The 11,737-nt window shown below is 63.9% G+C and carries 12 protein-coding genes and 1 other RNA gene; 10 read left to right on the top strand and 3 right to left on the bottom strand.

The genetic code is table 11. The features are described from left to right. Position 1: 1 nt before the first annotated feature. The 3 genes from AC1RQP_RS36605 to AC1RQP_RS36595 all read right to left on the bottom strand — a co-directional run bounded on the left by AC1RQP_RS36605 (position 2) and on the right by AC1RQP_RS36595 (position 1,982). Positions 2-763, bottom strand: coding sequence for a tripartite tricarboxylate transporter TctB family protein (locus tag AC1RQP_RS36605; protein ID WP_492942212.1), 762 nt, complete (start codon positions 761-763; stop codon positions 2-4). A gap of 95 nt (positions 764-858) precedes the next feature. After that, positions 859-1,389 carry a chromate transporter gene (locus tag AC1RQP_RS36600; RefSeq protein ID WP_197967864.1) on the bottom strand — a complete coding sequence of 177 codons (531 nt, stop codon included), beginning with the start codon at positions 1,387-1,389 and terminating at the stop codon, positions 859-861. Continuing rightward, positions 1,386-1,982 carry a chromate transporter gene (locus AC1RQP_RS36595; RefSeq protein ID WP_239626324.1) on the bottom strand — a complete coding sequence of 199 codons (597 nt, stop codon included), beginning with the start codon at positions 1,980-1,982 and terminating at the stop codon, positions 1,386-1,388. The genes AC1RQP_RS36600 and AC1RQP_RS36595 overlap by 4 nt, the downstream gene beginning before the upstream one ends. A gap of 84 nt (positions 1,983-2,066) precedes the next feature. Between AC1RQP_RS36595 and ssrA the strand changes: the two genes are divergently transcribed. From ssrA to AC1RQP_RS36545, 10 genes are all read left to right on the top strand, one after another. Next, positions 2,067-2,432, top strand: a transfer-messenger RNA (tmRNA) gene (ssrA, locus tag AC1RQP_RS36590). A gap of 117 nt (positions 2,433-2,549) precedes the next feature. Further along, positions 2,550-3,068: an SspB family protein gene (locus AC1RQP_RS36585; protein WP_492942209.1), complete on the top strand. Its 519-nt coding sequence runs from the start codon at positions 2,550-2,552 to the stop codon at positions 3,066-3,068. An 87-nt stretch (positions 3,069-3,155) separates the two neighbouring features. Further along, positions 3,156-4,583, top strand: coding sequence for a class II fumarate hydratase (fumC, locus tag AC1RQP_RS36580; RefSeq protein ID WP_492942298.1), 1,428 nt, complete (start codon positions 3,156-3,158; stop codon positions 4,581-4,583). Positions 4,584-4,861: 278 nt separating this feature from the next. Further along, positions 4,862-5,050, top strand: coding sequence for a DUF4169 family protein (locus AC1RQP_RS36575; RefSeq protein ID WP_028177109.1), 189 nt, complete (start codon positions 4,862-4,864; stop codon positions 5,048-5,050). Then, entirely contained in the window at positions 5,047-5,298 is a 252-nt protein-coding gene (locus tag AC1RQP_RS36570) for a ribbon-helix-helix domain-containing protein (RefSeq protein ID WP_025038043.1), read from the top strand. Before AC1RQP_RS36575 ends, AC1RQP_RS36570 begins: the two co-directional genes overlap by 4 nt. Positions 5,299-5,413: 115 nt before the next feature. Next, on the top strand, positions 5,414-5,689 hold the full coding sequence (locus tag AC1RQP_RS36565; RefSeq protein ID WP_061879324.1) for a FeoA family protein: 276 nt from the start codon (positions 5,414-5,416) through the stop codon (positions 5,687-5,689). Between the two features lie 36 nt (positions 5,690-5,725). After that, positions 5,726-7,594 (top strand): ferrous iron transporter B, encoded by a 1,869-nt coding sequence (feoB, locus tag AC1RQP_RS36560; RefSeq protein WP_492942206.1) that lies wholly within the window; start codon positions 5,726-5,728, stop codon positions 7,592-7,594. Positions 7,595-7,777: 183 nt separating this feature from the next. Beyond that, complete coding sequence (locus tag AC1RQP_RS36555) at positions 7,778-8,275, top strand: GNAT family N-acetyltransferase (protein ID WP_492942296.1); 498 nt, start codon at positions 7,778-7,780, stop codon at positions 8,273-8,275. A gap of 227 nt (positions 8,276-8,502) precedes the next feature. Continuing rightward, positions 8,503-10,014: an ATPase domain-containing protein gene (locus AC1RQP_RS36550; protein ID WP_492942204.1), complete on the top strand. Its 1,512-nt coding sequence runs from the start codon at positions 8,503-8,505 to the stop codon at positions 10,012-10,014. Continuing rightward, positions 10,014-11,732, top strand: coding sequence for an ATP-binding protein (locus tag AC1RQP_RS36545; protein WP_239626331.1), 1,719 nt, complete (start codon positions 10,014-10,016; stop codon positions 11,730-11,732). Before AC1RQP_RS36550 ends, AC1RQP_RS36545 begins: the two co-directional genes overlap by 1 nt. The last annotated feature ends 5 nt before the right edge of the window (positions 11,733-11,737 follow it).

Genomic DNA, 11,737 nt, shown 5'->3' with positions numbered 1-11,737 from the left:
CTCACTGGATCAGGAAACGCGGGTACATCGGCATCGGCAGCCCGAGCACAAAGGGGAACAGAATGGCGCAGCCGATCGTCAGGCAGGCGCCGACGATCACCGCTTCGAGCCACCGCGTCTCGTGCGAGCCCGTCGCCGCGATCATGAAGCTCGCGAAGGCCGTGACCACGACGCCGAGCGGCCGAATCGCCAGCGCGAAGAAGAGGATCGCGGCCACCACGAACAGCGGTCCGCGCCAGGAGTAATGGGCCATCGCAGGCCCATCGGTCAGAAGGCCGGTCAGGGCGATGCCGGCGGACAAGGCGACCAGTAGCCCGCCGAACATGCGCGGCGCGGTGCCTGCACCGAAGGAGAAGCCGCGCATGCCCTGCAAATCACTCGATGCCCACAGCGCGAACAGGGCGACCGCCATCAGGACGACGCCGCCGACATAGTCTTGCGCCGAGTTGATCGTCATGAACAGCGTGAGGATCGCCACCGCGAACAGCGGATAGGAATAGATCAGCGCCAGCAGCACCTCGGACGACATCTTCTTGGTGCCGCCGCCGAACGATCCGAATATGGCACTGGGTGCGCCGGCGAGCAGCGCCGTCGCGTGGCTGGTGACGACCGTCGCCGGACCGCGGCCGGTCCCCCAGCCGAAGAGTGTTCCGATCGACCAGATCAATTCGAAAATCTGCGGCGCAATCGCCAGCAGACAAAAGCCGAGCACCACCTTGGTGTTTCGAGTGGCTGTCGCTGAGTGGCCCATCGTGTCGGCCATGCCTGTCTCCTCCGCGACCCGTAAGTCACGAGCACTGTTGTTCTAAATCGGCTGGAACTGGATCCCCCGCCCGGATCACTGCCTAGCGATTTTCATTACACAATGCCAGCAAAACCCAACACGCCCCCGGCGAGCAGGAGCCACAGTGGATTGACCCGCGAGACGGATGCCATCACCGCAACCATTGCGGTCAGAAGCAGTGCAGCAATGCTGCGATCGGTGGACTGGGCCAGGATCAGGGCACTCGCCGCCATCAAACCGATCGAGAGCGGAACCAGTGCAGCCTGGATCAGGCCGGGCCAGCGCGATTGGCTGGGGCGATTCAGGAGCCGGCTGACATAATAGGCAAGCAGCGCCGTCGGCAGGCACATCGCCAGCGTCGCCGCCAGCGCGCCGGGGACGCCGGCCACGGCATAGCCGATTAACGTCACGATAAGCACGTTCGGACCTGGCGAGAGCTGCGCGATCGCATAGGCGTCCGCGAACTGCTTGTCGGTCATCCAGTGATTCACCTCCACCGCGATCCGGTGCATCTCGGGCACCGCTGCCGCGGCCCCGCCGACGGCAAATAGTGACATCAGACCGAAGGTGGAGATCAGCGACCAGATCGGGCTGTGGCCAGTCATGCTGCTACTTTCCGCCGCAGGAAATAAGTGAGGCCGACACTGACGGGGATCGCGACCAGCAGCACCGCCTGGAGCGGCAGGCGAAGCACGCCGATGGCGAGGAACACACCGAGCATCAGGATCACCGCGAAGGGATCCGCCCGCTTGAGCAGCGGCGTCATCATGCGGAAGACCACGGCGATCAAGAGGCCGACCGCCGCGCAGGAGATGCCGGCAAGGATTCGGCGCAGCACCTCGAGATCACCGAAACGGGCGTAAGCGACCGCAAGCGCCGTCATGATCAGCGTCGGCGGCAGCAACAGCCCGGCGAAGGCGGCAACGCCGCCGGCGATGCCGCGCAGCCGCGATCCGAACACCATCGACAGATTGACGATGTTGGGCCCGGGCAGGAAGTGGCAGAGCGCAAAGGTCTCGTTGAACTCGTCCGCCGTCATCCAGCGGTGCTGCTCGACGATCGCTCGCCGGGCAAACACCAGGACCCCGCCGAAACCCGCCAGCGACATCCTGGCGAAGGCCAGAAACAGCGCGACCAGGCTTGGCGGTGCGGTGGCGAGATCCGGCTCTTGGACGGCCGGTGCTGAACCCGAGGACATGTCAGGAGCTTAGAACGAGGGTCGCGCCGTGGCCAAGACGGTCCGGAACCTATCCAAAGGGAACCGCAGCCAATCCGCTCGAAACCCCTGTTTTTCGAAAGCTTTGCGTCCTATATTGGGAGTGCCGGTTCGCCGGCTATGGAAATAAACGGTCGTCGCAATAAACCATTCGGACCCGGGGGCGGTACCCGGCGCCTCCACCAAAGCCCACCATCGGGCAGTCCCGAAGCGGGCTTTGGCGGGGGCGAAATAGGATCGACGAGGGCGTAAAGGGCGTACTTTTTCCCGGTATTGTTCCGCCGTTATCGGGCTACTGCAATAGTTGCCAACGACAACTTTGCTCCGGTTGCTCAGGCTGCGTAACGCAGTTTGAAAGACCACTCTAAAGTCCTAGCGGGTTAAGCTCCGCTAGGCGGGGTTCGGAGGCACCTGGCAACAGAAGCCTCCACTTTAACTCTTTCAATTCTTCCCCGGCGGGGACTCCTGCTCACCCGTCAGGCGCGGTACTATTGCGGCTTGGCGAGTCGGGCCGGCAGGGTCCGGCTTCGGGAATGCAACAGGACCACCATGGCGACCGATCATATCCGATATGATGTGCTGGCCCGCGACGCGCTGCGCGGCGTGCTGCGGAAGGTGCTGACCGATGCCGCGGCCCATGGCCTGCCGGGCGAGCACCATTTCTTCATCACCTTCGTGTCGAAGGCCGAGGGCGTGAAGCTGTCGCCGCGACTGCTCGCGCAATATCCGGAAGAGATGACGATCATCCTCCAGCACCAGTTCTGGGACCTGACCGTGCTCGAGGACCGCTTCGAGGTCGGCCTGTCCTTTGGCGGCATTCCGGAGCGGCTGGTGGTGCCGTTCAGTGCCATCAAGAGCTTCCTCGATCCGTCCGTGAAGTTCGGCCTCCAGTTCGACACTTCCGACGTCGCCGAGGTCGCGTCCGAGACTTTGCCTGCAGCGCCCGCGCCGTCGGCTGTCTCGGTCCCGGCACCTGCGACCGAGACAGCGGAAGCCACCGACGAGCCGACCCCGCCGAGCCAGGGCGGCGCCGAAGTCGTGCGGCTCGATCGTTTCCGTAAGAAATGATCTAGGTTGGGCTTGAGCCCGTCGCACACAGCCAAACTGCGTATATAGAGAGCACATGAAATGGCCGTGCGGCATTCGCGCGGCGGAATGGATGTGCTCATGGCCAAGAAGACCCGCCCTTCACGCTCCGCGACCCGCATCGAAACCGACAGCTTCGGTCCCATCGAGGTCCCCGCCGACCGCTATTGGGGGGCCCAGACCGAGCGCTCGCGCCAGAATTTTCGCATCGGCACCGACCGCATGCCGATCTCGCTGGTGCATGCCCTCGGCATCGTCAAGCTCGCTGCGGCGCAGTCCAACCTCGAGCTCGGCCTGCTCGACCAGCGCCGGGCGGGCGCCATCATCCGCGCCGCGCGCGAGGTGATCGAAGGCCGGCTGGACGGTCATTTTCCGCTTGTCGTGTGGCAGACCGGCTCCGGCACGCAGAGCAACATGAACCTCAACGAGGTGATCGCCAACCGCGCCAATGAGCTGCTCGGCGGCGAGCTCGGCGCCAAGAAGCCGGTGCATCCCAACGACCACGTCAACATGAGCCAGTCGTCGAACGACTCGTTTCCCACCGCGATGCACATCGCCGCCGCAAGCCGCATCAATGCCGATCTCGTCCCTGCCCTCGGCGAATTGCTCCGCGCGCTGCGCAAGAAGGAGAAGGAGTTCGCAAGGATCGTCAAGATCGGTCGCACCCACACCCAGGATGCGACGCCCCTGACGCTGGGCCAGGAATTTTCCGGCTATGCCGCGCAGGTCGAAAGCGGCATCGCCCGGCTCAAGGTCGCGGTGAAGGACCTCTATCCGCTGGCGCAGGGCGGCACCGCCGTCGGCACCGGCCTCAACTCGAAGCCGCGCTTTGCAAAGCTGTTCGCAAAGCATGTTGCCCGCATCACGAAGCTCCCGTTCACCAGCGCCGCCAACAAATTCGAGGCGCTGGCCTCGAACGACGCCTATGTGCTGGCGCACGGCGCCATCAATTCGGTCGCGACCGGCCTGTTCAAGATCGCCAACGACATCCGTCTGCTCGGCTCCGGCCCGCGTTCGGGCCTCGGCGAGCTGATCCTGCCGGAGAACGAGCCGGGCTCCTCGATCATGCCCGGCAAGGTCAATCCGACCCAATGCGAGGCGATGACCATGGTGTGCTGCCAGGTGTTCGGCAATCACACCGCCATCACCGTCGCCGGCAGCCAGGGCCATTTCGAGCTCAACGTCTACAAGCCCGTGCTCGCCTACAACATGCTGCACTCGATCCGCCTGATGGCGGATGCCGCACGCTCCTTCACCGAACATTGCGTCAGCGGCATCCGCGCCGACGAAAAGCGCATCAAGGAGCTGATGGAGCGCTCGCTGATGCTGGTCACGGCGCTGGCCCCGAAGATCGGCTACGACAACGCGGCAAAGGTCGCCAAGACGGCGCATGCCAACGGCACGACGCTGAAGGAGGAAGCGCTGCGGCTCGGGTTCGTCTCGGCCGACGAGTTCGACCGTCTGGTACGCCCCGAGAAGATGACCAGCCCGGGATAGATTTCCGAATTCCGACAGCACTCCGTAATGATACGGAGCCTCGACCCTCCAGAAATATGCGGTTTTGGAGGAGGGATTTGATTACCGTCAATGTTACGGCGGAGCGGCGTGTTACGCAGCTCTTCTGCCCTCGACGGGCGAAATTCATCGTTTGATGGCCCGATGGGCCGATTGACGAGGACGAGCGAATGACGATCAAGTCTTGCGGGGCGCAACGCGGCACCCTGTTTCTGAATGTTTCATCCTGCCTGAAGAGGATCGGATGATGGAGACACGGCATGGGGAACGTCATCAACCTGAATCGATTCAGGAAGCGCGCCGAGCGGGAAGCCTCGGCGAAGCAGGCGGACGCCAACCGGGCGAAATTCGGTCGCACGAAGGCGGCACGCTCGGCGGAGGAGAAGCGGGCGGACCAGGCCAAGGAGCACCTGGACCAGCACCGGATCGATCACGAGGAGCAGCCATGAAGTCGCCCGTCGTGAAACGGTCAATCGTCGTCGCCGGCCACAAGACCAGCGTCAGCCTGGAAGAGGCGTTCTGGAACGGCATGAAGGAGATTTCCGGCCTGCGCAACATGACGTTGTCCGAGCTGGTCGGCGAGATCGACAACAACCGCCAGCAAGGCAATCTGTCGTCGGCGATCCGCCTCTTCGTCCTGGACTACTTCAAGAGCCGCGCCATGGCCGCCCAGCCGGACAAGGTCCCGGCCCAGTAGCCCTCGGGGGCGCCCACGAGGGCACCCCGGCTGCAATACTTTAAAATCACTCTAAGGTGCAGCTTCCGCGAACGTGCGCGCTTGACCTCGATGCCTTGCGTTGAAAATACAGGGCATGACCGACACCACTGACACGCGTCCGCACATGCCGCTGGGTCTGGCCCAGCGCGGCTATACCGGCGTCATCCAGCACCTTTCCGCCAAGCAGGCGGGCTCGGCGCTCTCGGACGTCGAGCTCGAAAGCCGCCTGATCGAACTCGGCTTCGTCGAGGGCGCCCGGGTCGAGATCTTGCATGAGGGGCTGGTCGGGCGCGATCCGATCGCCGTACGGGTCGACAGCATCACCATCGCGGTCCGCCGTCGCGAAGCCATGGCCATCATCGTCGCCTAGATCGCGACGGGACGCCTCATCCGGGCCCTTGATCACATGGAACTACCCCTGCTGCATCTCGCCCTGGTGGGCACGCCGAACAGCGGCAAGACCTCGCTGTTCAACGCCCTGACCGGCAGCCGGCAGAAGGTCGCGAATTATCCCGGCGTCACGGTCGAGCGCAAGGAGGGCTTCTTCGTCACCCCCCTGGGACGCCAGGTCTCGGTGGTCGACCTGCCCGGCACCTATTCACTGCGCGGCCGCAGCCCGGACGAAGAGATCACCCGCGACTTCGTGCTCGGCAAGGCCAGCGGCGAGACGGTGCCCGATCTCGTGCTCTGCGTCGCCGATTCCACCAATCTGCGCCTGACCATCCGCCTGCTGCTCGAGCTCAAGCGCACGGGACGGCCGATGATCCTGGTGCTCAACATGTTCGACATCGCGAGCCGCCGCGGCATCACCGTCGACGTCGAGCGGCTCGCCAAGGAGCTCGGCGTGCCCGTGGTCACCTCGATCGCGGTGCGCAAGGGCGGCACCGCCGATCTGCTCCAGTTGACCGACGACATCTCGGCGAAGCTCGCCGAGCCGCGGGAGAACAGCTGGCGCGCGCTCAGCGTCAGCGAATTGCGCGCCACCCAGCGCGAGGCCGACCGCATCATCGCCGACTGCGTCAGCCTGCCTGCCAGGCCCGACACCTGGACCGCGCGGATCGACGCCGTGGTGCTGCATCCGGTCGGCGGCCTCATCGTGCTCGCGCTGATCCTGTTCGTGATGTTCCAGGCGGTGTTCGCCTGGGCGCAGCCGCTGATGGACCTGCTCAATTCGGGCTTCGATGCGCTCGGCGAGTTCGTCCACGACACCCTGCCCGGCGGCCTGCTCCAGAGCTTCCTCCAGAACGGCGTGATCTCGGGCGTCGGCAGCGTGATCGTGTTCCTGCCGCAGATCATCATCATCTTCCTGTTCATCCTGCTGCTGGAAGATTTCGGCTACATGGCGCGCGCCGCCTTCCTGATGGACCGCATCATGGGCGGCGCCGGCCTGCACGGCCGCGCCTTCATTCCGCTGCTGTCGAGCTTTGCCTGCGCCATTCCCGGCATCATGGCGACGCGCGTCATCGACAACAAGCGCGACCGGCTGACCACGATCCTGATCGCGCCGCTGATGACCTGCTCGGCGCGCATTCCGGTCTACACGCTGATCATTTCGGCCTTCATTCCGGCCAGGGACGTCTGGGGCTTCATCAACCTCCAGGGCCTCGTGATGTTCGGCCTCTATGCGGCCGGCATCATCAGTGCGCTGCTGGTTTCGTTCCTGATCAAATTCTTCATGCTGCGCGATTTTGCACCGGCGCCGTTCATGCTGGAACTGCCGGACTACAAGATGCCGCGGCTGAAATCGATCGCGATCGGCATCTACACCCGCGCCAAGATGTTCCTGCAGCGCGCCGGCACCACGATCTTCTCGATGATGGTGCTGATCTGGTTCCTGGCCTCGTTCCCGCAGCCGCCCGCGGGCGCCACCCAACCCGCCATCGACTTCAGTCTCGCCGCGATCATCGGCAAGGCGATGGAGCCGCTGCTCGCGCCGGTCGGCTTCAACTGGCAGATCGCGGTCGCGCTGATCCCGGGCATGGCGGCGCGCGAAGTCGCGGTCGCTGCCCTCGGCACCGTCTATGCGATCGAGGGCGGCAAGGAAGCGGCCGAGCAGATCGGCCAGGTGCTGGCGACGAAATGGTCGCTGGCGACCGCGCTGTCGCTGCTGGCCTGGTACATCTTCGCCCCGCAATGCGCCTCGACGCTGGCCGTGATCCGGCGCGAGACCGGAAGCTGGGCCTGGATGGCCGTGACCTTCGCCTACATGCTGGTGCTGGCCTATGCGGCGAGCCTCGTGACGTACAATGTCGCGGTCGCGTTCGGAGCGGGATAGCCCTCGCCAGATCAAAAACGCGAAAACAACCCCATGCACAGTAGACGGGAGCCGTGAAAACAATGACTTACGGATTATCCTAAGTCCGCTTGCACCGTCGGGCAAAACAGCGGCATAATGGCATCATCGGCTCGCAACGGCATACGGCATGGCGACCTTCTCGAAATGCGTCCATCTGGCTCCATCGATCGCTTCGTCACCGAACGACTGACCGCCGAACGACTGCGCGAGGCTGATCTCGCAGATCTCGTCGCATTGCATCTGGATCCCGAGGTGTCCCGTCATCTCGGCGGCGTGCGCTCGGCCGAGACGACGAAGGAATATCTCGACGTCAACATGGCGCATTGGGACCGGTATGGCTTTGGGCTGTGGGCGCTGCGAACGGGCGACGGGGCGTTCGCAGGACGGGCGGGCCTCCGGCACATCCTGGTGGATGACATCGACGAGATCGAGATCGCCTACGCGTTCACGCACAAGCTCTGGGGCCGGGGACTTGCCGGTGAGATCGCGACCGCGATGACGCGCATCGGATTGTCACAGCTCGCGCTAACGTCCGTCGTCGGCATCGTGCATGTCGGGAACGGTGCATCCCGCCGCGTGCTGGAGAAGTCGAACTACCTTCTCGAGCGGAGCACGAACCGCCACGGCGAGGATGTCGTGATTTATCGCATCCGGCGGTGAAGGTCACAATCACCGGATTGGAGCGCGCTGAAGTCCGGCCCTGATTGTGTTCAATCCTGAACAGACAGAACGAGCATCATCCGCACCTGCTTCTGAGCGGCAGGACACAGCTCGCCGGGAACTCGACCGCTGCTGAAGAGTTCCTTGTACGGACCAATCTCGGTCCAACCCAGCTTGTGGACGCTTGGGGCAAACATCGGCTTCCGGAACCTGCGTAAGGGGGTACAATGACTGGCCCATCCCAGGCCGCTCCAGACAGCGCCCTCAAGGATTTACCGAGAGTTTCGACTGGCAGCGACGGCCTGGATGACATTCTGGGCGGCGGCTTCGACGCCAATCGGATGTATCTGTACGAGGGGCGGCCGGGCACGGGCAAAACCACGATTGCTCTGCAATTCCTTCTTAGCGGCGTGCGTGATGGCGAACGCGTGCTCTATATCTCCCTGTCCGAGACCAAGCGGGAGCTGACGGTCGTCGCGCAGCGGCACGGCTGGTCCCTGCAAGGGGTGGACATCTTTGAGCTGGTCCCCCCCGAGACCACGCTCGATCCGGACCGGGAGCTCACGGTCTTCCATCCCGCCGAGATGGAGTTGAGCGAAACGACCGGTCTGATCTTCAAGGAGGTCGAGCGGATCAACCCTACGCGCGTCGTGCTCGACAGCCTTTCCGAGCTGCGTCTGCTTGCCCAGAACCCGCTTCGTTACAGGCGCCAGGTGCTGGCCTTGAAGCATTTCTTCACCAACCGCAATTGCACCGTCGTGCTCCTCGACGATCTCTCGTCCTCCCAGGATGATCTGCAACTGCATTCGATTGCGCACGGCGTCGTCATGCTCGAACAGCTCGCGGTCGATTACGGGGCAGAGCGACGACGGGTCCGCGTGATCAAGATGCGCGGCATTCGATTCCGCGGCGGCTTCCACGACTTTACGATTGCAAAGGGTGGCTTGCGGATCTTCCCGCGCCTCGTGGCGGCCGAGCATCACAAACCGTTTCCCGGCGAGTTCACGCCCAGCGGCAATCCCGAGCTGGACCAACTGCTCGGAGGCGGGCTCGAGCGCGGCACCAACGCACTGTTCATCGGCGCTGCCGGAGTAGGTAAATCCTCGCTCGCACTCACTTATGCGATAGCGGCCGCGGAACGCGGCGAGCACGCTGCGTTTTTTGCCTTCGATGAAGGCCGCGGCACCGTGGAAGCTCGCGCCCGGACGCTCGGCCTGCCGCTCGAAAAGTACGTCGAGTCCGGCCTTATCCGCTTTCAACAGATCGATCCAGCCGAGCTGTCGCCGGGCGAGTTCGCGGCGACCCTGCGCCGGAGCGCGGAAATTGACAACGCCCGCGTGGTCATCATCGACAGCCTGAACGGCTACCTGAACGCGATGCCGGACGAGCGGTTTCTCATCCTGCAAATGCACGAACTGCTGACCTACCTGGCGCAGCAGGGAGTGCTCACCATCCTGATCCTCGCTCAACATGGGCTGGTCGGCCCGATGGATACACCGCTCGACATCAGCTATTTGAGCGACGCGGTGCTCATGCTGCGCTATTTCGAGGCCGGCGGATCGGTGCGGCGCGCCTTGTCTGTCGTCAAGAAGCGCAGCGGCAACCACGAGCACACCATCCGCGAGTTTCGGCTCGGCAGCACCGGTGTCAAGCTCGGCCCGCCTCTCACCAACTTCATGGGCATCTTTTCGGGCAATCCGCGTTATACCGGCACGGACATCCCGGAAGGATCGGCCTGATGAGCGCCGACCGCGGACACCGCGTTCTTATCTTCGCTCCGATCGGCCGCGACGGGCCGGCGTCGGCCGAGCTTTTCCGCGGTGCGAGCCTCGAAGCGGTCAACTGCCGAAGTCTGCCCGAACTCGTCAGCGAGATGAGTGCCGGCGTGGGCGCGGTCTTCCTTGCCGAGGAAGGACTATTCGGGAAAGACACGGCGCCGCTCGCTGAATGGATCGCGAGCCAACCGCCATGGTCCGACCTCCCCTTTGTCGTTCTCACCAGCCATCGAGAGCAGCCCGCGGTCGTCGCCTGGCGCCGCAATATCGTCGCCCTGCTTCGTAACGTTTCGCTGCTCGAACGACCGGTCCAGCCGATCACGCTGACCAGCGCGGTTCAATCGGCGATGCGGGCGCGGCGGCGTCAATATGAGATCCGGGCCCTGATCGCAGCGCGCGAGCAGACTGCGCAGGAGCTCGAAAAACTGGTGGTCGAGCGCACGCGAGAGCTGGAGGAGGCCAACGAGCAACTGCGTCTCGAAATGAACGAGCGCGCTCGCGTCGAGGAAACGCTTCGCCAGGCGCAGAAAATCGAAGCTATCGGCCAGCTCACCGGCGGGGTCGCGCACGACTTCAACAATCTGCTGATGGTGATTTCCGGCGGCCTCGACATGCTGGACCGCCAGACGGATCCAAACCGGCGCCGGCGTCTGATGGACGGGATGATCCAGGCCGCACAGCGCGGCGCCAGCCTGACCAAGCAGCTGCTGGCATTCTCACGCCGGCAGAGGCTGCGCCCGGAAGCCGTCGACGTCGCCATGCAGATCGGCGGTATGCGCGAGCTGCTCGATCGAAGCCTGCGAGGCGACGTCCACGTCGAATTCGACTTCCCGGATGCTCTTTGGCCGGTGGAGGTCGATCCCGGCGAGCTCGAGCTGGTCATTCTCAATCTGGCCGTCAATGCCCGGGATGCGATGCCCAACGGCGGCACCATCGTCGTCCGCGGCGAGAATCTGCCTGGTCTGAATGACGGGGAGATCGCCGGCGACTATGTAAGGCTGTCGGTCATCGATACGGGCGTCGGCATGCCTCCGGAGATCCTGTCGCGGGTCTTCGAGCCGTTCTTCACGACTAAGGACGTCGGCAAGGGGTCCGGACTGGGGCTCGCGCAGGTCCACGGGTTTGCGACCCAGTCACGCGGGACCGTCCGCATCAAATCGCAAGTCGATCAGGGCACCAGCATCGAGCTCTACATGCCCCGCTCGTTGAATCTCGCTTCCAAGCAACGACACTTGATCGATTTCAACAGGGCGGTACGGCCGAAGAAGAACGGCCAGGGCCAAATCCTGCTGGTCGAAGATGACGACGAGGTGGCCGCACTCGTTGGTGAGATGCTTGGTCAGCTCGGCTACGAAGTCACGCGGGCCGCCAGCGCTGCAGCTGCTCTCGGTGCTCTGGCCGATGGTCGTTCCGTCGATCTCATCTTTTCGGACATCATGATGCCGGGCGGCATGAATGGCGTGGAACTCGCGCGGGAGATCAGGAGACGGCGCAGCGACATACCCGTACTGCTGACCAGCGGATACGCCGAGGCCGCGATCCATGAAGCCGAAACGGCGGGTATCCAGATATTAGCCAAGCCGTATCACATCGACGAGCTGGCCGCGGCACTGAATGCCGCGAAGTCGACCCTTCAAATTGATACGCAATCCAAACGCTCCAGCTCTTTGCTGAACTCTTGAGGTTC

This window comes from Bradyrhizobium sp. GW821-FHT13H06, from assembly GCF_058803975.1.
Note: the sequence above shows the minus strand (reverse complement) of the source record. Positions and strands in the feature narration are given on the sequence as shown.